We start from the raw sequence: 21880 nt of genomic DNA, 5'->3' as shown, positions 1-21880 counted from the left end.
CATTAGCGTGCAGCGGATGCGGGAGGGTCCCACAACTAACATTTTTATTGTATTTTTCGTTGTCCCATTACCAGAACAACCACAAACTCATCAGTATAAACACGCCAACGATCATGGTAAACGCGTAGTGATAGATGTAGCCGGTCTGGAAGCGGCGCATCAATGTGGAGGCTCCGGCTACTAACCCCGCCGTGCCATTCACAAAGAACCCGTCAATTACCTTGACATCCCCGAACTTCCACAATCCCCGGCCAAGCAGGCGCGCACCGCCTGCAAACAGCCAGGAATAGAGTTCGTCTATGAAGTATTTGCGCTCAAGCAGCGTTGCAAACGGTCCCGCCGCCCACTTGATTTTCCCGGGCAGATCGGGTTTTGCAATATAGAGATACCAGGCGGCAAAGATACCAGCAACGGATAACCAGAAGGGGATGGTGGAAAGCGCATGCCTCATCATTTCCGGTATGCCGTGAAACTCCGCTGCCAATTTCGCCATTGCTTCGTGTTGAGGCGCGATCTGTATCGTATTGGCAAAGTAATCGCCAAACAGCATCGGGCCTATCAGCCAGCCTGCGCCGACGGTCGGTATGGCGAGAGCAACGAGAGGCAGGGTCACTACCCAGGGAGATTCATGCAAGTGCTCTTCAGTGTGATGGTCCATGCGCGGCTGACCGTGGAACGTCATGAACAGCAGGCGAAAGGTATAAAATGCGGTTACGAAGACAGTAGCCACGGCACAGAAATAGGCAAAGCCAGCCCCGGGGATATCGGCAAGGTGCACCGCTTCTATGATCGACTCCTTCGAGAAGAAGCCCGAGAGGCCCGGGACACCGGCACTGGCGAGTGCGGCAACAAACATTGTCCAGTAAGTAATGGGCATGTATTTCTTGAGCCCGCCCATCTTGCGCATATCCTGTTCATGATGCATCGCAATAATCACGGAACCTGCGCCCAGGAACAGCACCGCCTTGAAAAAGGCATGCGTCATGAGGTGAAAAATCGCGGCCGGATAAGCGGACGCCCCGAGCGCCACCGTCATGTAGCCGAGTTGCGACAGGGTCGAGTATGCCACGACGCGCTTGATGTCATACTGGACGATCGCCACCAGCGCCATGAACAAGGTCGTGATGCCGCCTATCACCAGCACTACGGAGAGTGCGGTCTCGGTCAGTTCGAACAGGGGTGACATGCGCGCCACCATGAAAATACCGGCGGTAACCATGGTTGCAGCATGAATCAGCGCCGAAATGGGCGTGGGACCTTCCATCGAATCCGGCAGCCATACATGGAGCGGGAACTGAGCCGATTTACCCATGGCGCCGACGAAAAGCAGGATACAGATGACGGTCAGTATTGCCCAAGGCGAACCGGAAGTGATTTCGATCGTCTCAGCCGCGACGTTGGGCGCCTGGGCAAACACGGCAGCATAATCCAGCGTGCCGAAATACACCAGTACTAGACCGATGCCGAGGAGAAAACCGAAGTCCCCGACACGATTGACCAGGAACGCCTTCAGATTCGCGTAAATGGCCGTCGGGCGCGTATACCAGAAGCCGATCAGGAGATATGAGACCAGCCCTACCGCTTCCCATCCGAAGAACAGCTGGAGGAAATTGTTGGACATCACCAGCATCAGCATGGAGAAGGTAAAAAGCGAGATATAGCTGAAAAAGCGCTGATAGCCTGGGTCGTCATGCATATAACCGATGGTATAGATATGCACCATCAGCGATACGAAACTCACCACAATCATCATGGTCGCGGAAAGCTGATCGATCAGAAACCCTACTTCGAAACGCACACCGCCCGATGTCAGCCAGGTATAAACCGTGCCGTTGTACACGTTTCCTTTCAGCACATCGAGGAACACGGCAATGGACGCTGCCAGGCAAACGAACATAAGGGCAATGGTGACGCGATGGCTTGCGGCAGGACCAATCACACGTCCAAGCAGGCCGGCTATGAGCGCCCCCGCCAGCGGCGCCAGAGGCACCAACAGGTATAGATTTTGCATCTCAGTCATGAAATTCAGGTTTTTGTTTTTGAACCAGCGATACCGACTCCGAACTATTGACCCTGGATTAGCCCGTCAGCCTTTAAGGCTATCCAGGTCATCGACATCGATGGTGCGCAGGCCACGAAACAGCACAACCAGTATCGCAAGCCCGATGGCAGATTCCGCTGCAGCAACGGTAAGGATGAAAAACACGAACACTTGACCGGATGCGTCCTGCAGATAATGCGAAAAAGCAACAAAATTCATGTTTACCGCCAATAGCATCAGTTCAATGGCCATCAACAGGATGATCACGTTCTTTCTGTTGAGGAAGATACCGACAATGCTGATGGCAAACAGAATCGCACCGATAACAAGATAATGGGATAACGAAACCACTACACCCCCTTTCATGGCGGCGTAAAAACGCCGCAATATATTACTTTTATTCTTTCTTCTCGGATGCCATCGACACGATGCGGATGCGGTCTTCACGCTTCACCGCTACCTGTTTGGCGACATCCATGGATTTGCTCTCGCCCCGCTGACGCAAGGTGAGCGCGATTGCAGCCACGATCGCAACCAGCAGGATCACCGCCGCGAGCTCAAAGGCATAAACGTATTCGGTATAGATCAGGCGCCCCAGTTCCTTGGTATTGCTGTAGTCGGCCGCCCGCGCCGCCGGAGCGGGAAGCTCGTTGGCACCGAACTGTTTGCCCGTCAGAACCATGGCCATCTCAATCGACATCACCAGGCCGAGCAATAATCCGAACGGAAACCACTTCCAGAAGCCTTCCCGAAGCCGGGCAAGATTGATGTCGAGCATCATCACGACGAACAGGAACAGTACCATCACTGCTCCCACGTAGACCAACACCAGGGTAATGGCAAGAAATTCCGCTTCCAGCAGCAGCCATAATCCGGCGGAGGCAAAAAAGGCCAGCACCAGCAGCAACGCCGAATGCACCGGATTGCGCGCGGTGATGACTCCGAGGGCCGATGCCACTAATACCGCGGAAAAAAAGTAGAAGATTATATCTGTAAAACTCATATGGCTACTTCTAGAAATCTGGGGGTCTGGAAGGGTTCACGTAAGATAAAGATGAACTCATGAAAATGCCTTCCGCTTGTTTCTGCGGATAAGCGTGACGAGCGGCAACAGTCCAGCGCTCGCACGACGGAAGACAGTGCAAGTCCGGGGTTGATGAGAATATCCGCTGCCAATATTGGCGAACCAGGCACGATTCATCGGTAACCTGCATCAGCTGCCCGATCCTTTGCTATCTGTTCCTCGTACCGATCCCCGACCGCCAGCAGCATCTGCTTGGTATAGATGAGGTCGCCACGCTTCTCTCCGTGGTATTCCAGAATGCGCGTCTCGACGATGGAATCCACCGGACAGGATTCCTCGCAGAAACCGCAAAATATGCACTTCGTCAGATCGATGTCATATCGCGTGGTACGGCGCGTACCATCCTCGCGCTGCTCGGATTCGATGGTAATCGCCAATGCCGGGCATACCGCTTCACACAGCTTGCAAGCTATGCAGCGCTCTTCTCCGTTAGGATATCTGCGCAAGGCATGCAAACCTCTGAAACGAGGGGATTGCGGCGTCTTTTCTTCGGGAAAATACACCGTGATCTTCCGCGCGAACATGTTTCGCCCTGTCAGCATCATTCCTTTGATGAGCTCGAACAGTAGGAAAGTGCGGAAAAAATCCTTGATTCGGTTCATGGTTTCCTCCTGTGTCAGTGAAACCACAAGTTAAGCGGGAATGCGCCCCGAATCGATGCCGGAAGCTGCATCACCAGGCCAAGCACCACTATCCAGACGAGCGTGATCGGAATGAATACCTTCCAGCCAAGACGCATGATCTGGTCGTAACGATAACGTGGAAACGTGGCCCGGAACCAGAGAAAACAGAACAATAGAAATGATGCTTTCAGGATCAGCCAGATGAAGCCGGGAACAAGGGTAAACGGCGCAACGTTGACAGGAGGCAGCCAGCCACCCAGGAATATGATGCTTGCAAGCATGGCCACCAGAATCATGTTGGAATATTCGGCCAGGAAAAACACCGTGAACGCCATGCCCGAATACTCGACATGAAAACCTGCCACGATTTCGGACTCACCCTCGGCGACATCGAATGGAGCACGATTGGTTTCCGCGACGCCGGAAATAAAATAAACCAGAAACATGGGAAACAGCGGTATCAGATACCAGTTCAGCATGCTGGCCCCTTGCTGGCCCTTGACAATGTCACCCAGGTTCAGGCTCTGGGACATCATGAGCACGCACACCAGCGCAAAACCCATGGCCAGTTCGTAGGAAACCACTTGAGCCGCCGAACGCATTGCTCCCAGGAATGCGTATTTGGAGTTGGAGGCCCACCCCGCAATGATAATGCCATAGACTCCCATCGAGGTCATGGCCAGAATATAAAGCAGACCTGCATTGATGTCCGCCAGAACCACATCCGGAGAAAAGGGAATGACCGCCCAGGCCGCCAGTGCCGGCGCGAACGTCAGTATGGGCGCAAGCACGAACAGGACTTTGTTCGCTCCGCTCGGGATGATGATTTCTTTCATCACCGCCTTTACCGCATCGGCAATGGGCTGCGCCCACCCCCCCAGCCAGGGAATGCCAAAGAACGTTACCCGATTGGGACCCACGCGCAACTGCATATAGCCAATGATCTTGCGTTCGGCAAATGTGAGATAGGCAACCGCCAGCATCAGTGGCAGCACGATGGCCACGATCAGAAGGACATTCTTCACCAGCAGGAAAAGAGCAGGTCCCCACTCAGGACCGAAAAAATCCCCGAACAGTTGTTGCGCGTATTCCATCAGATAATCCGAGTATCGTTCGTCACGATTTTTCCACCGTGATCAGATCAAACATTCCGCCCAAGGCCGCAGTCGAAGGATGGGCGGAGGCAACCCTTATACAGTTGGCAGGCAACTTGTCATCCTGTGCGACGGGCAATTGCACCTCACCTTCTCCCTGCCTCAGCCGTATGACTTCTTCGGTCTGCAGGTTCAACTGTGCCATGAGGCTGCCCGACATCCATGCTAAAGGCGCCGCCGCATCGCGCGTGCGCTGCAACGACTCCGCCCGCCGCACGATGAGGTCAGCCTGATAAATCGGAACCTCACCGATACGTTGCAATCCTTCGCTTCCCTTATTTTCCTCACCGGCTTCAATGGGATTCACGGCAAGGCTTCCCAGATTGCTATTCAACCACGCACTGACGTCGTTCCCGGCTGGAAGAACGTCCGCCCGCACCTGCTCCGATGTTTCATAATCGAAGCCATTGAGTTGCAGGATATTGCCCAGCACCCGCAATACCTTCCATGCGGGACGCGTTTCCCCGAGCGGCGCAACCACTCCGTTGAAGCTTTGCACCCGCCCTTCCGTGCTGACGAAAGTACCCGAGGTTTCCGTGAAGGGCGCGATCGGCAGCAATACATCCGCATAGTTGTCCTGAATGGCGGAATGGTTCTTGTATGCGCTCATCATTACAACCAGATCGGCCGCTGCCAGCGTTTTGACTGCGCGCCGGGTGTTGTAGCAATCCAGCTCCGGCTCCAGGTTCAACAGGATGTATGCCTTGCACCCGGTTCCGCTTGCCATCTCGTCCATGCCGAGCATTTGTGAGGCATTGGCGCCCTGCCCTCCATGCCTGTCCCCGGCAATATCTGCGTCATGGTTACCAAAGGGAACCGCACCGGCAATATAAGCTCCGACGCTGTTGGCAGCCTCTCCCAGTACTCCGAAGCGGACGCCGGAAATTTGTGCGATATGCTGGGCAAGCTTGCAGATATCCGTGTAGCGGGGGTGGTGTTGCGCGAGATTCCCGATGAAAATTGCAGCGGGTTTGTTGTCGCTGAGACTGGTCGCCATCGCACGGGCAGTATCGCTCGCGCTGACAGTGCTCAAGGCGTTTTTAGCGTCATCGGGAATCTCCACGCCCTTCAACTCGGCAATGGCTTTCAACACCTCTGCCAGCATGGATACCATTTTGTCGGGCGCAACAATAGCACGATTTCTTACCTTGGTCAGCAGGTCATCGTCGACCGGATTGATCACATTCAATTCCGCGCCGTGCTTCACTGCCTGGCGGATACGATGCGCAAGGAGAGGATGATCCTTTCGCAAGATACTGCCTATGACGAGTAATGACTTCAATTGCGCAACTTCGGCAATGGGCATTCCCAACCAGGGAGCACCCTGCATCTGCGAGTCCGCGCGAAAATCGCTCTGACGCACGCGATGATCCACGCTTGCGCTGCCTAATCCCCTTACAAGTTTCTGCAACAGGTAAAGTTCTTCAAGCGTGCTGTGAGCAGAACCCAGCGCGCCGATGCTTTCCGCTCCATACTTTTCTTTCACATCTTTGAGGCCATTGGCCACAAACTCCAGCGCAGTTTGCCAGTCGCATTCCTGCCACACGCCTCCCTGCTTTATCATCGGCCTGGTAAGACGCTCCTCAGAGTTTAAACCCTCGTAGGAAAAACGGTCTTTGTCCGATAACCAGCACTCGTTGATTTCCTCGTTCTCGCGGGGCAGCACACGCATCACGCGGTTCTGTTTTATCTGGACAATGAGGTTGGAGCCGAGGCCGCAATGCGGGCTTATGGATTTTCGGCGTGATAGCTCCCAAGTGCGCGCGGAATAGCGGAATGGCTTGCTGACAAGGGCGCCCACGGGGCATAGATCGATCACATTGCCGGATAACTCCGAATCCACGGTTTTACCGACAAAGGCGAGTATCTCCGAATGCTCTCCACGTCCCGCCATGCCCAATTCCATGATCCCCGCGATTTCCTGCCCGAAGCGGACGCAACGCGTGCAATGAATACAACGGGTCATGTCGGTGGAAATCAGCGGACCGAGATTCTTGTTCGCCACCACACGCTTGGCTTCGGTATAACGCGATGAGCTTGCTCCATAGCCCACGGCCAGATCCTGTAACTGACACTCTCCGCCCTGATCACAAATCGGACAGTCCAGGGGGTGATTGATGAGCAGGAATTCCATCACACCTTTCTGCGCCGTTACTGCCTGCCCGGAGTGGGTGAAAACCTTCATGCCCTCCATCGCGGGCGTGGCACACGCCGGCAGGGGCTTGGGGGCCTTCTCCACCTGCACGAGGCACATGCGGCAGTTGGCGGCAATGGAGAGCTTCTTGTGATAGCAGAAATGAGGAATGTATATGCCGAGCTGATTGGCACCATCCATGACAGTGCCATTCTTGGGCACGGACACCGGTTTACCGTCGATTTCGAAATTGATCATTACTTATGTGCTCCGGGGCAACAAGCAGCCGCAAACAAGAAAAGACTCATGACTTCATCCGTGTCACACCAGGCATTTCTTGTGTTCGACGTGATACGCAAATTCGTCACGGAAATGCTGAATCATGGCGCGCACCGGCATGGCGGCCGCGTCACCCAATGCGCAGATGGTACGCCCCTGAATGTTGTCGGCGAGATTATTGAGCAAATCCAGGTCTTCCATGCGGCCTTTTCCTGTTTCGATCCGGTGGACGATGCGGTAAAGCCATCCCGTGCCTTCACGGCAGGGGGTGCACTGGCCGCAGGATTCTTCATAGTAAAAATAGGATAAGCGCTCCAGGGCCCTGACCATGCAGGTCGTATCGTCCATGATAATGACCGCGCCTGAACCGAGAAATGATCCTGCCTTGGCAATCGAGTCATAGTCCATGTCGGTCTGCATCATGACATCACCCGGCAATACCGGCATGGATGAACCTCCGGGAATACAGCCTTTCAGCTTGCGTCCGCCGCGCATGCCACCAGCCATCTCCAGCAAGGCTGCGAATGGCGTGCCAAGAGGCACTTCATAATTGCCGGGCTTGTTCACGTGCCCGGAAACGGAAAAAATCTTGGTTCCGCCATTGTTTGGCTTACCCAGTTGCAGAAACTTGTCACCCCCGTGCCTGATAATCCAGGGGACCGACGCGAATGTCTCCGTGTTGTTGATGGTAGTCGGTTTACCATAGAGACCGAAACTTGCGGGAAAAGGCGGCTTGAAGCGCGGCTGACCTTTTTTGCCCTCCAGCGACTCGAGCAGCGCTGTTTCCTCGCCGCAGATATAGGCGCCGTAGCCATGATGGTTGTATAACTGGAAGCTGAAATCGGAACCGAGGATGTTATCCCCGAGATAACCCGCCGCACGGGCTTCATCCACTGCCTCCTCCATGCGCTCGTAGACGTCCCAGATTTCGCCATGCACGTAGTTGTAGCCCGCCCTGATGCCCATCGCATAGGCTCCGATCAGCATGCCCTCGATCAGCATATGAGGGTTGTAACGCATGATGTCACGATCCTTGAAGGTGCCAGGTTCGCCTTCATCCGAATTGCATACCAGGTATTTGTCGCCTTCGTACTGCTTGGGCATGAAACTCCATTTCAACCCGGTCGGAAAACCGGCTCCGCCGCGACCCCGCAAGGCGGATTTCTTTACCTCCTCGATGATCTTTTCCGGAGGAATTTTATCGCTCAGGATTTTTCTGAGCGCAGCATATCCTTCACGCTGTTCGTAATTATTCAGCCGCCAATCGTTGGGATCCGATGGATTCAATCCGGCCAGCAGTATCTGGGCAGGCTGGTTCATTTGCTCAAATCCTCCAGCAACTGGTCGATCTTGTCGTTGGACATGAAACTGCACATGCGTTTGTTATTGACCAGGAGAACCGGCGCATCTCCACATGCACCCATACACTCCCCTTCTTTCAAGGTAAATTTTCCGTCCGCAGTGGTTTCGTTGAAGCCTATTCCCAGCTTTTCCCGGAAATGGGCGACTGCCTCGTTTGCGCCGGACAGCGCACATGGAAGATTCGTGCAGACCGTGATCTTGTATTTTCCGATGGGCTGCAAATTGTACATGGTGTAGAAAGTAGCCACTTCGTATACGGCGATCGACGGCATGCCCAAGTACTCCGCCACAAAATCCATCGTTTCGGTGGTCAGCCACCCTTTCTCATCCTGGGCGATGGCGAGCGCCGACATTACCGCGGATTGCTTCTGGTCTGCGGGATACTTGGTCAACTCGTAATCGATTTTTTTCAGAGACTCTGCGCTTAGCATGTTGATAGCCGTTTCACCTTCAGTACGTCATCTGTCTATTTCACCAAACACAATATCCTGGGTACCAATGATGGCAACCACATCGGCAATCATATGGCCGCGCGACATCTCGTCCAGCGCTGCCAGATGGGCAAAGCCGGGAGCGCGGATTTTCATGCGGTAAGGCATGTTGGCGCCATCCGATATCAGGTAAATGCCGAATTCCCCTTTCGGGTGCTCGACTGCCGCATAGGTTTCACCGGGCGGCACGTGAAACCCTTCAGTGAAAAGCTTGAAATGATGGATCAGTTCCTCCATGTTCTGCTTCATGTTCACACGGGAAGGCGGCGCGACCTTGTGGTTATCCGTTATGACCGGCCCCGGATTTTTACGAAGCCAGTCGACACATTGCCTGATGATGCGATTGGACTGCCGGAATTCTTCGATCCGGACCAGATAGCGGTCGTAGCAATCCCCATTGACGCCGACAGGTATATCGAAATCGAGCTGATCATAAACTTCATAGGGCTGCTTCTTCCGCAGATCCCATTCGACGCCGGACCCGCGCAGCATGGGGCCGGTGAATCCCAGAGCCATGGCCCGCTCGGGCGAAACCGTTCCAATGCCTACCAGTCTCTGTTTCCAGATACGGTTATCGGTAAGCAGGGTCTCGTACTCATCGACGTACGTGGGAAACCGGTTGGTGAAGTCTTCGATGAAATCGAGCAGCGAACCCTGGCGGTTTTCATTGCGCGCCTTGGTTGTTTTTTCGTCGTGAATTTTTGACGCCTTATACTGCGGCATTGAATCCGGCAAGTCCCGATAAACGCCGCCAGGCCGATAGTAAGCGGCATGCATCCTTGCGCCCGAAACCGATTCGTAGGCATCCATCAAGTCTTCCCGGTCACGGAAAGCGTAAAGGAATACCGTCATCGCGCCCACATCCAGCGCGTGTGCTCCCAGCCACAGAAGATGATTGAGTATCCGCGTGATTTCGTCGAACATCACCCGGATATACTGCGCGCGTATGGGCACTTCGAGTTGAAGCAACTTCTCGATCGCCATCACATACGCGTGCTCGTTGGCCATCATGGAGACGTAGTCCAATCTGTCCATGTAAGGGACTGACTGGATATATGTCTTGTACTCGGCAAGCTTTTCCGTTGCACGATGCAGCAGACCGATGTGCGGATCGGCACGTTGTATGACTTCCCCGTCGAGCTCCAGCACCAGTCGCAAGACACCGTGGGCGGCCGGATGCTGCGGGCCGAAGTTCATCGTGTAATTACGTATCTCAGCCATCGTTAACAGCCCACAAAAATCTCATTCAGAGTCCCCATAATGCTCTTCCCGGATAACGCGCGGCGTGATCTGGCGCGGTTCTATGGTGACCGGCTGATAGACGACCCGCTGTTGGTCGGGATCGTAGCGCATCTCCACATTGCCACTGAGCGGAAAATCCTTGCGGAATGGGTTACCGATAAATCCGTAATCCGTGAGGATACGGCGCAGGTCGGGGTGACCGGTGAACACGATGCCATAAAGATCGAATGCTTCGCGTTCAAACCAGTTGGCGGAAGGCCATATATCTATTACCGAGACCACAACCGGAAATTCGTCATCCTCGGGGAATGCCTTTACACGCACTCTGCGGTTATGCCGGATCGAAAGCAGGTGATAAACGACAGCGAAGCGTTTGCCCTCACGTCCCTGCTCCGAAGTGGGCTCTACTCCATAGATGGAGTAATCCACTCCACACAGGTCGATGAGCATCTCGAAACCCAGTTCGGGATGGTCGCGCAAGACGCTCATCACCGGCAACAGGTTAACCGGAGACACCGTAATGATGAGCTGGTCCAGTTGCTGATCGACGTTGGCAAGTTTATCCGCCAACACATTCTGAAGGCAAAGGGCGAGCGTTTCCAGACGAGTGGACGACATAGATGAGCCTAACGAGCGATGGTATTGGTGCGATGGATCTTGTTCTGGAGCTGGATAATGCCGTACAGCAGGGCTTCTGCGGTAGGCGGGCAACCGGGAACATAAATATCGACCGGGACGATACGATCACATCCACGCACCACCGAGTAGGAGTAATGATAATAACCGCCGCCATTGGCGCAGGAGCCCATGGATATCACCCAGCGCGGCTCCGCCATCTGGTCATACACCTTGCGGAGGGCAGGCGCCATTTTATTACAAAGGGTTCCGGCAACAATCATGACGTCCGACTGACGCGGGCTGGGACGAAACACAATTCCAAAGCGGTCGAGATCGTAACGGGATGCGCCTGCCTGCATCATTTCGACGGCGCAGCATGCCAGGCCAAAAGTCATCGGCCACATCGAGCCGGTACGCCCCCAGTTGATGACCGAGTCAAGGCTGGTAGTGACAAAGCCTTTTTCCATTACTCCGTTCGTACTCATGGCCTCAATCCCACTCCAGAGCGCCCTTCGTCCACTCGTAGATGAAGCCGACGACAAGGATGCCGAGAAAAACCATCATTGCAATAAAACCGAACAGACCGATTTCATTCAGTACCACTGCCCATGGGAACAGAAACGCTATCTCCAGATCGAACAGAATAAATAGAATAGCTACCAGGTAGTAGCGCACGTCGAATTTCATGCGTGCGTCTTCAAATGCCTCGAATCCGCATTCATATGGAGACAGTTTTTCGCTGTCCGGACGATTGGGACCGAACAGCCAGCCAAAACCCATTGCCAAAGCTCCTATGGCAAGGCCAAGCAGGATAAACAACAGAATAGGAAAATAGTTTTCGAGCATGTAATGTGTTAGCTATCGAACAAATATAAGACTTGTTTCCAGGTAGCGTTTATATACCTTTGTCGGTATCTTCTGCTGGCCTGATACTCAGCCCTGTTGCTGCAAATGGTGCCGACGGCGAGACTCGAACTCGCACAGCTTTCGCCACCGCCCCCTCAAGACGGCGTGTCTACCAATTCCACCACGTCGGCAGCTTAATCTGAATGCCGTTTAATCTGAACACCGGGTCGGAACGTAATCTGGTTAGAACACAATTCCAACCGGTTGTTCAATTAGCTCAGCATTAACTTACTCAGGTATTTCTGTTGCCTTGGAAGGTTCCTCTTCTGCTGCAGGCGCTGGCGGAGCGGGCTCCGCGGGCTTGACAGATTGAATCGGCACAGCTTTGTCCATCACTCCTCCACTCTCGCTCCTGTTGGTGGAAAGATAGGTCAGGCCAAGGCTGGTCATGAAAAATACGGCAGCCAGAACGCCTGTCGTCCGGCTGAGGAAGTTCGCGGAACCACTGGCGCCAAACAAACTTCCTGACGAGCCACTGCCAAAAGCCGCGCCCATATCCGCGCCTTTGCCGTGCTGCAGCAGAACCAGGACGATTACGCCCGCTGCGGACAAGACATGTAGTATCCAGATCAGTGTTTCCAAAGTTGCTCCAATAAGAATTAGTCTTTCGCGGCCCGGGCAATCGCGATAAATTCTTCGGCAACGAGCGAAGCGCCGCCAATCAATCCACCGTCAATGTCGGGCATGGCGAAGAGCTCAGCGGCGTTGGCCGCCTTGACACTGCCGCCATAAAGAATCTTCAATCCCTCGGCTACTTCCGCTGCGTCGGCAGCAATTCTGCCGCGAATAAACGAATGTACCTCCTGAGCCTGAGCAGGGCTCGCGGTCTTGCCGGTGCCGATGGCCCATACCGGTTCATAAGCCAGCACCGCCGTACCCAAGGCATTTATTCCCGCCGACTTCACCACCGCCTCCAACTGCTTTGCCACAACCTGCTCCGTAATCCCGGCCTCCCGCTGCTCGAGCGTTTCACCCACACATAAAATAGGTATCACGCCGACGCTTTGTGCCGCCCTGAATTTGAGCGCTACAGTGTGGCTATCCTCACCATACAGCGCCCGCCGCTCGGAGTGACCGACAATCACGTAGCGACAGCCAAAATCCAGCAGCATGGACGCTGAAACTTCACCGGTATAGGCGCCTTTTTCGTGCTGACTCACGTTCTGGGCGCCCCAGGAAACGTTCGTACCTTGCAGAATCGATTGCACTTGGGGTAAGTAAGGATAAGGTACGCATACCGCCAACTCGACTCCGCTCAGGTCTGCCGTCGCAGAAAGAACCGCATTCAGCAAATCCCGGTTCTGCAGCGTTCCGCCGTGCATTTTCCAATTACCCGCAACCAGCTTGGAACGTATAGCCATGAAGGATTCGCCTTTAACTTGAAAGCTGCGAATGTTACCCGTGAATGGATACGGGGTCAATCGGGGTCTGCGTCAAGCCTTGAACCGCTCGGCAGACAAGTATTCCTGCAAGCCCGTATTTTTCAGACAGAAAGCCTTACGACTGAATGAATAACAATTTCCCGGCAACCGAAAAGGGAAAAGAGGGAAAAATCGGAGCGAAGCACTCCTTATCCAAAGCGCCCGGTAATGTAATCTTCCGTCTGCTTGTTTTTAGGTTTGATGAAAATCGTATCCGTCACACCAAACTCGATCACTTCGCCCAGGTACATGTAGGCGGTGTAATCCGACACACGGGCAGCTTGCTGCATGTTATGTGTAACGATCAGGATCGTTACCTTATCTTTCAGATCAGCTATAAGTTCCTCTATACTCGCCGTGGCAATGGGGTCAAGTGCAGAAGTGGGTTCATCGAACAGGAGAATTTCAGGGTCGGTTGCAAGTGCGCGCGCGATGCACAACCGCTGCTGCTGTCCGCCCGAAAGATTGTAGGCAAGCTGATGCAGGCGATCCTTCACTTCATCCCACAGAGCGGCACCCCTGAGTGCGTCTTCCACTTTTTCATCCAGTATCGCGCGGCGTCTGACACCCCGGACCCGTAAACCATAGGCAACGTTCTCATAAATGGATTTCGGAAAAGGATTGGGTTTCTGAAATACCATGCTGATGCGCATGCGTACTTCAATAGGGTCCACGCTCCGGGAAAGAATATTGACATTATCCGGGTGAAGAATAATGTCTCCCATGTAGCGATTCCCTGGATAGAGATCATGCATGCGGTTGAAGCAGCGCAAGAACGTCGATTTGCCGCACCCCGAGGGACCGATCAAGGCGGTCACCTTTTTTTCATGCAGCATCATGTTGATATTCTTGAGTGCCAAAAATGAACCGTAGTAGAAACTCAGATTCCTGACTTCGGACTTGTATTGGGAGGGCGAAACATCTCCCAGCGGATGCTGGGACGAAAAATCTTTTACCATTTGAGATTCTTGCGCATCCGGTAGCGCAGATAGATCGCGAGCGCATTCATGGTGAGAGTCATTATCACCAGTACCAAGCCAGCCGCGGCGGCGTTCATCTGAAACGCTTCTTCCGGCCGTGATACCCAGTTGAACATCTGGATAGGCATGACGGTAAATGGCGCCATCAGCCATTCGAAGGAAATATAAGGAAACTCTTCCTTGAAAGGAGATGGCGGTAGAAAAGCAATAAAGGTCAAGGCACCGATGGTGATAATGGGAGCCGTCTCTCCAATTGCACGCGCAAGGCCGATTATGATGCCGGTAAGAATGCCGGCTGCGGAATAAGGCAGAAGATGGTCAGAAACAGTCTGCCATTTGGTTGCCCCCAGCGCATAGGCGCCTTCACGTATGGTGACCGGAATCGCGCGTATTGCCTCCCGGGTCGCAACGATAACGATCGGAAGAATGAGCAGGGCCAGCGCAAGTCCTGCGGAGAGAATGCTTTGCCCGAATCCAAGTTGATGAACAAACAGGCTCAGTGCCAGAAGCCCGTAGATAATCGATGGCACGCCGGCAAGGTTGGTCACATTGATCTCGATGATCTCGGTAAGAATATTTTTAGGGGCATATTCTTCCAGATAGATGCCTGCTCCAACTCCCAGAGGCACCGCTGCCGCGGCTGTCACTATCATTACGAGGGTGGTTCCCACCCAGGCGGAGAGTATGCCCGCCGATTCTGGACGCCGCGAGGGGAAAGACGTGAAGAAATCCCAGGACAAGCGAGGAAGACCATCAATAAGCATGTGCGAAAACAAGGCGATGAACGTAAGTACGGCAATCATCAGCACAAGCAAGCCGGTAACAAGGAAAATCAGATCCCCCAGCTTGTGCCGGGCGATGATAGCGCGAATCTCCCTCAGATTTTGAGCATCACTGTCACTCATGGGCGCATTCTTGCAAAGGAAATGAAAACCGTGGGGGTTGAATTCAACAGGAACCGCCCCCGGAATTTTCGAGATGAAATGAATTGGTCATGAACACAGGTATCGAACCATGCTTCAATATACCTCGCGGAAACGCTTGCGCAGAAGATGTCCGATAATGTTGAATACCAAAGTTATAAGCAGCAGGGTCAATCCCGCTGCAAAGATAGTCTGGTATCCGATACTGCCGTGCGGCAGATCGCCCAGACTTACCTGAACGATATAAGCGGTGATGGTAGCTGCAGGCTCCATCGGATTCCAAGTAAGATTTGGCTGCATTCCCGCTGCTATCGCAACCACCATCGTTTCCCCCACCGCCCGGGAAATACCCAGAATATAAGCCGCGGCAATGCCGGAGAATGCCCCCGGCATCACCACGCGAACAGCCGTCTGAAACCGGGTCGCCCCCATTGCATAAGAGCCTTCCCGCAGATGCATGGGTACTGCGCGCATCGCATCTTCCGCCATGGAACTTACATAGGGAATGATCATGATACCCATCACCAGTCCTGCCGAAAGAAGACTGAAACCGGGCAATTCCGGAAAAATTTTCTGCAATAGAGGCGTAACAAACAGCAATGCAAAGTAACCGTATACAACTGTTGGAACGCCCCCAAGCAGTTCAAGAAAGGGCTTGGCCATCTCACGAACGGTGAAAGGCGCGAACTCGGATAGATAGATTGCGGTGATGGTGCCCATCGGGATGGCAACGAGCAGGGCCACAGCAGAGCTTACTACGGTGCCGGAAACGAGTGGAAGTATACCGTAATGCGCATTATCGAAAAGAGGCGTCCACTGCGTGTCAGTAAGAAATTCCCAAAGAGAGACATGCTTGAAAAATGAAAGGGATTCCGTGACCAGCATCACGACAATCGCAAGAGTAATGGCGACAGAAACGAATGCCGTCAAAAAAAGCACGGCTTCAATAAAACGCTCACTCAGATGACGTCGATAGTTATATCCGAGTGCACTGGAGTCGGAATTATTATCGGAACGGCGCGCTGTCACAGGGAACTGCACCTTGAAGTGAGACCATTGGGAGGGGCCTAAATAGTATGATGGGAATGTTACAGTTTCGTGACAACCATTCACACAAAAGAAATCCACTCTCGCTATGGGGGAGCCAGAAAATCATTCGGTGATTATGCCATCGGGGGTTAATCCCGAACGCTGTTATATAAACGCAGCGTCCTGAGAATAACCCATAACGACAGGAATCGGATTCTCGATCAGGAAATTCAGGCTGAACCGGTTAAGCGGGAAGCATAGCAGATCGCAGAATGTTTCACTGGATTCGGCTTCGAATCCAGTGAAAACACCGGAGGCAACGAGAAAGTATAAACTGGATCGGTAATTACAGCAGCAGCAAGGGAACACCCTGCTCTCTGCCGAGATCCGGCTTACTCCTCGTCTTCCTCATCCTCGTCGTCGTCATCCTTTTTTTCGGGCTTGAGCACCATCTTGCCCTGCTTGATGCTCTCGTTCAGGTCGGTTTCTGCAACTTCCTTGTGCACCAGGTTCTGGTGGCAGTCGATGCAGGTGGCGCCTTCCGTCTCCATCTTCTTGTGCGCGGCCTTGGCATCGGCTCCGGGAGGCTGCGGATTCTTGTGGCAGGCGCGGCAGGTGCGGCTGTCCCACTTCTTGAGATTCATGCGCGCATCGTGCGCCATGATCAGGCGGCGCTCGTTGAATTTCTCCAGCGTGGAGTAGTCATTGACCATCTCCAGATAAAGCTCGCGCGCTCCGTCCACCACATGGGTCGCCACCGCCAGGTGGAAGTTCTGCAATCCCTGCGGGATGTGGCAGTCCTTGCAACCGGGGTTGGCGCCCAGGGCGCCATAGTGCGAGGATTCCTTCAACTCCTCGGCCGGATAAGTCATGGAGTGGCAACTGGTGCAGAATTCGGTGGTGGAGACGGCCGCTTCGCCGCCCAATACCACCGCCACCATCACCACGCCCAAGAGTGTGCCCACCAGGAGGGCACTACCTGTCTTCATCGCCATGTCAGTCGTCCGAACCTTTCTCGCCTACCTTGGCGCTGGACTGGAATTCATCGTGGTACTTGAACTTCGGATCCCCCGTGAAGACCCCATCGAGCTTGTAGTGCTCGTGCATGGCCTTGGTGTCCTTGACGTACTTGTCAAAGTCGAAGGTGTATTTCTTGTCCACGTCCGGGGTGAAGGGGGTGTAGGGTTCCTTGGCACCTTTCCACGGGCTGCCCTTGTAGTTCATGTGGCAGGCATTGCAGCTTTCCTCGAAGCTGAAGTCCTGCCCGGCATCGGCCAGCACCTGGCGGGAGGTGGTCTTCTTCGATTTCTCGAAAGCGGCGCCGGATTTGCGGTGGATGCCGCGGTACTTGGAGCCGGGTCCATGGCAGGATTCGCAGCCTACCCCGGTCAGGAACTTGCTCGGGTCGTCAATCGTGTAGCCGCCTTCCTTGCCCCAGCCATCCACATGACAGCCGACGCAGTCCTTGTCCTTGGTGTAGTCCTTGGCAGGATCGAGCTTGGCCTTCTTCTTGGCTTCGGCCTTGTTGTTGGGCTTCAGCGAGTCCATGGCCTTGGCGTGCGCCGTGCTGCCCCAGGATTCGGCCTGGCTCTTGTGACAGGAACTGCATTTCTTGCGGCCTTCAAACGATTCGGCAGAGGCGCTGCCGGCCATGACCGCAAACAGGGCTGCTGCGGCCAGGGCGAGTGTCATGCGATGGTTCATCCTTCCTCCTTTTTTCTTTCGGCAAATATATCCGTTGTTTCCGTTATATCCCTGGATTCGATTCTTGTATTTCTTCCAGCTCCATGCGACTGCAACCTGATCCGCATCCTGTTTTTCATTGCTTCCTGCTGCTTGTTCTTGTTCTTGTTCTTTTTTACTGTATTTCCCTGTTATTGTAATGCGCTTGCAATGATCGCAATGTCAGGACACACTTTTTATTGTGTCCATACTGTATCTCTGGTTCATACAGACGGGTAGCACCAGTACCATCACTCTTTCTGGTACCACTGGTACCGGTGGCACCCCCAGCGCAGCACGGGGGACCCGCAAAGCGGGGTCGGGCAGGGGGACCCGGAGCGCGGCGCGAGGGGCCCGCAAAGCGGGATCGGGCAGCGGGGGGGCGCCGGGATCGCGCCTGATACAAAGTGTACGGATGCATGGCTGTATCGTCGCCGAATTCTTTTTTCCCACGCGCGATCCCTTCCCGCAGCTTATATCCGGTATCGTGTTTCGGCTTGCTACAGCAAAAATCCTTGTTCCCGTGCAGGCCGCTTTGCAGTTCGATCGCCTTGAGAAGTACCGCGGCCGTGCCGGGTGCAGATGCGCAGAGGATCTGCGACAGGCTCAGCGTCGGTCGGGGACAAGGGCTACAGATGAATGGAAGAAACGCGGGCAACAGACATGACCTGTTCCGCATTCTGAATCAGGACTCAACAAGCTGTCAGGCAGAACCTGGCCTGCTTCAGGTAAATAAAAACAGCCCGGGCAAAGCCGGGCTGTGTTGCTACGTTTGATGAGGTGGCCCTACAGATGCGGTTGTCGGCAGAAGTGGGTGGTCATTAACCTGTGCCGTTTGCGTCAACCGCGATAGCGGATTTACTCGGCGGCCGGAGGCAGGACGGGCGCCGGAAAGGAGGCGGCATCCTCCGGGGTGGCGCCGGCTGAGGCAGGTTCCTTGCCGCCCGGTATCCTGTACACCCAGTAGCCCCCGGTCTGGTAGATGAGCTGCACCGCGGTCAGGTCAAGCGGCATCGACTGGGTGAAGGGCAGCATCTGCGCAATCAGGGTCTGGTCGCTTTTGTCATCCTTGAGGAAGTAGCCGCGCACCAGCCTGTCCGAGAGGGATTGCAGGGTGTAGGTCTTGTAGTTGTTGTCCAGCACCCATCGCTTGAGATAGTCGACCATGCCATGCATGTTGCCTTCCATGGGGAAGTTGCGATAGGCAACGTCGAACCGCCCCGGACGCATGACGCCAAGCTTGTACAGGTCGGTGACATGAATGGCAAGATAGGCTTCGCGATCGCCCGCCAGTTCGCGCAGGATGGCAGCCCCCGCTTGAGGTTCGGCCATCAGGGCATCGGCAAAGCGCTCGAATTTCTGCTCTTCTTCCCGTCCTGCCTTGCCGCCCCAGAAGTCGTCTTCGTATTTGCGGATGGCGTCAGCCTGCTTCTGCCACGGCGTCGGTATGACGAGGTAATCGGAGAACTGTCCGCTGAACAGGGTGTCGCGCTTCGAGAGAAGCTTGAGCTGGCGCGAGGTGTCCCACCAGCCAAGCACCAGCGCATCCTTGCCCGCGTACTTGTCGATGGCGGCAGCCAGAGTGGCCAGTTCGTTGAGTTTGAGATCGGTCGTGAGCAGCAGCTCACTCGTGCGGTTTTCCCAGTCGAGCCTCACCTGCGGGCCATTGGCCTGACGTGCCGCATGCAGCACCGCCAGCGGCTGGGGAATGTCTTCGGCAAAGACTTCATACCGGGCAATGGAAAGGTCCGGCCACTTGCCCAGTCCAAGCTGCGGGAATTTGTCTGCGCTGCCTTCTTCCGCCAGCTGGTAGCGGTAGGGGGCAGGCCCGGGATTGAACCATGCCCAGGCAAACCACAGGAGCAAAAGAATTCCTCCCGCCACCAGGAGAATGCCCAGTGAGGGGAGGAGTTTAGAGCCAGGCCGCGCCCCCGGGGTGGGGGCAGCGGCGCGGCTGGAAGTTGAGGCTGTCAAACTTGTTATCTAACCTTCAGTGCTGATAGTGCTTACTGACGCTCGCTTTTCTCGCGCCGGCGCCAGCCTGCCAGGGCAAGCGTGCCAGCTAGCAGCATGCCGCCACCCAGACCGCCAAGCGAGAGCTTCTCGCTGCTGTCAAGGTCGAACAGGCTTGCCTTGCGCTTGGCCTCGAGCTTCGCTACCTTCGCCTGCAACGCCGCCATTTCACGGATCTTGGTGTTCTCGTCCATGACTTCGACGTAGTCGCGGTTCATCGGGCCCCAGCCTTCGGTATAGGTCCAGCCGCCCGGGTTGACGTGCGCCAGCCCTACGTGCAGTTTGGGAAGGTTGTTCTCTCCCATTTCCAGTACCTTGAGCTCGATCGCAGCAGGGTTGTTGTCCTTGCTCCAGTAGAGCTGGGTGAAGCCTGCGAACATTTCCTTGTCGGGCGGCAGCGGCGTCGGACGGTTGGTCTTCTGGCCGGTCAGCAGCCCTTCCTTGTAGAGCTTCTCAGCCACCGCGTGCGCTTCCTTGTACTTGGCGATGCCGTGCAGCGTGCCCTTGTCCATGAATTCAAGATAGGAGCGGGCAAAACGCTCGGAGTGGCAGGAGGTGCAGGTCTTGACCCAGGAGTCAAGCCGCGCTTCCGACCATTCGCTGTTGATGTTCTCGGCTATGCCGGGAACCGCAGGGTAGTTGGCCCAGCGTATCTTCCTCACGACGTTGTGGCTGTACTTGCCTTCATATTCGAAGTGGCAGCCGGCACAGGTGGGCGCAGTCTGCCCGCCCTTGGTGTAGGCGTCCTTGAGCGGCGCATTCCAGTTCCACTTGTCCCCCATGATCGCTACGGTCTTGCCGTGCTTGCTCATGGAGTAGGCTTCCCAGTTGTTGTGGTCTACCCCGCTGTGGCAGGTGGCGCACGCTTCAGGATGACGCGACTCGGCAGCAGAGAATTCGTGCCGCGTGTGGCAGGAGTCGCATTTGTTCTGGTTGGTGTGGCACATGCTGCAGCCTTCGGCAATCTCGCGCTGCGGCATGGAGGCAAATACCGCTACTTCTACGTTGGCCTTCCAGTCCAGCGAGTGCGAGGGGCGTCCCTGCGGCCATTGCTTGTTCGGCCATACCAGCGTGTCGCGCTCGGATTCGCGTTCGGCAAATTCCTGCAGGTGGCAGGTGCCGCATACGTCCGCCGTCGGCATCCGCAGATCCTTCATGTGGTCTGCCTTGTCCTTCTTGTTGATGTCAACGTGACAGTCGATGCATCCTACTTCCTTGAGCTTGTCGTTGGCCCCAAGCTTGCCCATCGAGCGAAGATTCTTCTCCACGTCTTCAAGCTTCGCCTTCTTGTAGTACGTCGGGTCTTCAGGCTTCAGGTTCCGGATCTTGTCCAGGTTCGCGTGCGTGCTCCGCTTCCACGCACTCACCCATACCGGCGATTCGTCCGTGTGGCATTTGACGCATTCCTCACGCGCCGCTACTTCCTTCATCGAGGTCGGCGGCTTGTAGTACGAGGCAGGGTCAAAGTACATGCTCATCGGGATCGGCTCCCAGTACTTCGCCAGCGTGCCGCGCCCCGCTCCCTGCGCAGGATCCTTGTATCGCTTCACCAGCGCCGAATGCAGTTCCTTCGGCGAGGCCGACTGCTCCAGCTTCAGCGCCTTATACGTCTCTTTGGGAACGCTGGGAAAGTTAGCCCACGTGGCGCCCGCAAACAGCACCCCACACGCAAGCGTAACCAGCCTCAGCCAAGGCTTCATTAACATCTGCTTCTCTCCTTTACTCCGTAATGATGTTGTTGTTTATCAGGAACGTTGAACAAGTCCTTGCGAAAGGACGTCGCAGAGTAAAATCGGGATAACCGGAAGGCGCAAAAAATGCTGCAATTCCGCGAAATCATTCAATGTTCCCCGGATAT

21 protein-coding genes and 1 tRNA gene are annotated in these 21880 nt (G+C 54.9%); all 22 read right to left on the bottom strand.

The features are described from left to right. Nucleotides 1–67: 67 nt before the first annotated feature. Entirely contained in the window at nt 68–2020 is a 1953-nt protein-coding gene (gene nuoL / locus NMUL_RS05795; protein ID WP_011380446.1) for an NADH-quinone oxidoreductase subunit L, read from the bottom strand. Between the two features lie 66 nt (nt 2021–2086). Beyond that, a complete protein-coding gene (gene nuoK, locus NMUL_RS05790; protein ID WP_176980959.1) occupies nt 2087–2392 on the bottom strand; it encodes an NADH-quinone oxidoreductase subunit NuoK in 306 nt (101 codons plus the stop codon). Between the two features lie 46 nt (nt 2393–2438). After that, complete coding sequence (locus NMUL_RS05785) at nt 2439–3044, bottom strand: NADH-quinone oxidoreductase subunit J (protein ID WP_011380444.1); 606 nt, start codon at nt 3042–3044, stop codon at nt 2439–2441. A 194-nt stretch (nt 3045–3238) separates the two neighbouring features. Then, nucleotides 3239–3727 carry an NADH-quinone oxidoreductase subunit NuoI gene (gene nuoI, locus NMUL_RS05780; protein ID WP_011380443.1) on the bottom strand — a complete coding sequence of 163 codons (489 nt, stop codon included), beginning with the start codon at nt 3725–3727 and terminating at the stop codon, nt 3239–3241. Nucleotides 3728–3741: 14 nt separating this feature from the next. Then, the gene (nuoH, locus tag NMUL_RS05775) at nt 3742–4842 is read right to left on the bottom strand and encodes an NADH-quinone oxidoreductase subunit NuoH (protein WP_011380442.1); all 1101 of its coding nucleotides are present in this window, start codon (nt 4840–4842) and stop codon (nt 3742–3744) included. A gap of 22 nt (nt 4843–4864) precedes the next feature. Beyond that, entirely contained in the window at nt 4865–7294 is a 2430-nt protein-coding gene (gene nuoG / locus NMUL_RS05770; RefSeq protein ID WP_011380441.1) for an NADH-quinone oxidoreductase subunit NuoG, read from the bottom strand. Nucleotides 7295–7357: 63 nt separating this feature from the next. Continuing rightward, nucleotides 7358–8635: an NADH-quinone oxidoreductase subunit NuoF gene (gene nuoF, locus NMUL_RS05765; protein ID WP_011380440.1), complete on the bottom strand. Its 1278-nt coding sequence runs from the start codon at nt 8633–8635 to the stop codon at nt 7358–7360. Continuing rightward, nucleotides 8632–9108, bottom strand: a complete 477-nt coding sequence (nuoE, locus tag NMUL_RS05760; protein ID WP_011380439.1) for an NADH-quinone oxidoreductase subunit NuoE — start codon at nt 9106–9108, stop codon at nt 8632–8634. Before nuoE ends, nuoF begins: the two co-directional genes overlap by 4 nt. 27 nt (nt 9109–9135) lie before the next feature. After that, entirely contained in the window at nt 9136–10389 is a 1254-nt protein-coding gene (locus NMUL_RS05755) for an NADH-quinone oxidoreductase subunit D (RefSeq protein WP_011380438.1), read from the bottom strand. 21 nt (nt 10390–10410) lie between these two features. After that, a complete protein-coding gene (locus NMUL_RS05750; protein WP_011380437.1) occupies nt 10411–11028 on the bottom strand; it encodes an NADH-quinone oxidoreductase subunit C in 618 nt (205 codons plus the stop codon). Between the two features lie 8 nt (nt 11029–11036). After that, nucleotides 11037–11513, bottom strand: coding sequence for a NuoB/complex I 20 kDa subunit family protein (locus NMUL_RS05745; RefSeq protein WP_011380436.1), 477 nt, complete (start codon nt 11511–11513; stop codon nt 11037–11039). A 4-nt stretch (nt 11514–11517) separates the two neighbouring features. After that, a complete protein-coding gene (locus tag NMUL_RS05740) occupies nt 11518–11874 on the bottom strand; it encodes an NADH-quinone oxidoreductase subunit A (RefSeq protein ID WP_011380435.1) in 357 nt (118 codons plus the stop codon). Nucleotides 11875–11980: 106 nt separating this feature from the next. Beyond that, nucleotides 11981–12065 (bottom strand) — tRNA-Leu (locus NMUL_RS05735). Between the two features lie 97 nt (nt 12066–12162). Continuing rightward, entirely contained in the window at nt 12163–12516 is a 354-nt protein-coding gene (gene secG, locus NMUL_RS05730; protein ID WP_011380434.1) for a preprotein translocase subunit SecG, read from the bottom strand. A 17-nt stretch (nt 12517–12533) separates the two neighbouring features. Next, complete coding sequence (gene tpiA, locus NMUL_RS05725; RefSeq protein WP_041352896.1) at nt 12534–13289, bottom strand: triose-phosphate isomerase; 756 nt, start codon at nt 13287–13289, stop codon at nt 12534–12536. Nucleotides 13290–13504: 215 nt separating this feature from the next. Then, nucleotides 13505–14314: a phosphate ABC transporter ATP-binding protein PstB gene (gene pstB, locus NMUL_RS05720; RefSeq protein WP_011380432.1), complete on the bottom strand. Its 810-nt coding sequence runs from the start codon at nt 14312–14314 to the stop codon at nt 13505–13507. Beyond that, nucleotides 14308–15240: a phosphate ABC transporter permease PstA gene (gene pstA / locus NMUL_RS05715; RefSeq protein WP_011380431.1), complete on the bottom strand. Its 933-nt coding sequence runs from the start codon at nt 15238–15240 to the stop codon at nt 14308–14310. The genes pstB and pstA overlap by 7 nt, the downstream gene beginning before the upstream one ends. A 114-nt stretch (nt 15241–15354) precedes the next feature. Beyond that, nucleotides 15355–16287: a phosphate ABC transporter permease subunit PstC gene (gene pstC, locus NMUL_RS05710; protein ID WP_011380430.1), complete on the bottom strand. Its 933-nt coding sequence runs from the start codon at nt 16285–16287 to the stop codon at nt 15355–15357. A gap of 392 nt (nt 16288–16679) precedes the next feature. Beyond that, the gene (locus NMUL_RS05705; protein ID WP_011380157.1) at nt 16680–17282 is read right to left on the bottom strand and encodes a NapC/NirT family cytochrome c; all 603 of its coding nucleotides are present in this window, start codon (nt 17280–17282) and stop codon (nt 16680–16682) included. A 1-nt stretch (nt 17283) separates the two neighbouring features. Continuing rightward, on the bottom strand, nt 17284–17991 hold the full coding sequence (gene cycA, locus NMUL_RS05700) for a cytochrome c-550 CycA (RefSeq protein WP_011380158.1): 708 nt from the start codon (nt 17989–17991) through the stop codon (nt 17284–17286). Between the two features lie 876 nt (nt 17992–18867). Next, on the bottom strand, nt 18868–19983 hold the full coding sequence (haoB, locus tag NMUL_RS05690; RefSeq protein ID WP_011380159.1) for a hydroxylamine oxidation protein HaoB: 1116 nt from the start codon (nt 19981–19983) through the stop codon (nt 18868–18870). A 32-nt stretch (nt 19984–20015) separates the two neighbouring features. Next, nucleotides 20016–21722 carry a multiheme c-type cytochrome gene (locus tag NMUL_RS05685; RefSeq protein ID WP_238529862.1) on the bottom strand — a complete coding sequence of 569 codons (1707 nt, stop codon included), beginning with the start codon at nt 21720–21722 and terminating at the stop codon, nt 20016–20018. Between the last annotated feature and the right edge of the window lie 158 nt (nt 21723–21880).

This window comes from Nitrosospira multiformis ATCC 25196, assembly GCF_000196355.1.
In the GTDB taxonomy this organism is placed as follows: Bacteria; Pseudomonadota; Gammaproteobacteria; order Burkholderiales; family Nitrosomonadaceae; genus Nitrosospira; species Nitrosospira multiformis.
Note: the sequence above shows the minus strand (reverse complement) of the source record. Positions and strands in the feature narration are given on the sequence as shown.

Coding starts and splice junctions, on each gene's coding strand:
- pstA (WP_011380431.1), bottom strand. CDS start 15,240: ATGAGTGACAGTGATGCTCAAAATCTGAGGGAGATTCGCGCTATCATC.
- NMUL_RS05685 (WP_238529862.1), bottom strand. CDS start 21,722: ATGAAGCCTTGGCTGAGGCTGGTTACGCTTGCGTGTGGGGTGCTGTTT.
- NMUL_RS05755 (WP_011380438.1), bottom strand. CDS start 10,389: ATGGCTGAGATACGTAATTACACGATGAACTTCGGCCCGCAGCATCCG.
- cycA (WP_011380158.1), bottom strand. CDS start 17,991: ATGAACCATCGCATGACACTCGCCCTGGCCGCAGCAGCCCTGTTTGCG.
- NMUL_RS05745 (WP_011380436.1), bottom strand. CDS start 11,513: ATGAGTACGAACGGAGTAATGGAAAAAGGCTTTGTCACTACCAGCCTT.
- nuoH (WP_011380442.1), bottom strand. CDS start 4,842: ATGGAATACGCGCAACAACTGTTCGGGGATTTTTTCGGTCCTGAGTGG.
- nuoI (WP_011380443.1), bottom strand. CDS start 3,727: ATGAACCGAATCAAGGATTTTTTCCGCACTTTCCTACTGTTCGAGCTC.
- nuoL (WP_011380446.1), bottom strand. CDS start 2,020: ATGACTGAGATGCAAAATCTATACCTGTTGGTGCCTCTGGCGCCGCTG.
- NMUL_RS05705 (WP_011380157.1), bottom strand. CDS start 17,282: ATGGCGATGAAGACAGGTAGTGCCCTCCTGGTGGGCACACTCTTGGGC.
- nuoF (WP_011380440.1), bottom strand. CDS start 8,635: ATGAACCAGCCTGCCCAGATACTGCTGGCCGGATTGAATCCATCGGAT.
- NMUL_RS05785 (WP_011380444.1), bottom strand. CDS start 3,044: ATGAGTTTTACAGATATAATCTTCTACTTTTTTTCCGCGGTATTAGTG.
- NMUL_RS05750 (WP_011380437.1), bottom strand. CDS start 11,028: ATGTCGTCCACTCGTCTGGAAACGCTCGCCCTTTGCCTTCAGAATGTG.
- NMUL_RS05740 (WP_011380435.1), bottom strand. CDS start 11,874: ATGCTCGAAAACTATTTTCCTATTCTGTTGTTTATCCTGCTTGGCCTT.
- pstB (WP_011380432.1), bottom strand. CDS start 14,314: ATGGTAAAAGATTTTTCGTCCCAGCATCCGCTGGGAGATGTTTCGCCC.
- nuoE (WP_011380439.1), bottom strand. CDS start 9,108: ATGCTAAGCGCAGAGTCTCTGAAAAAAATCGATTACGAGTTGACCAAG.
- nuoG (WP_011380441.1), bottom strand. CDS start 7,294: ATGATCAATTTCGAAATCGACGGTAAACCGGTGTCCGTGCCCAAGAAT.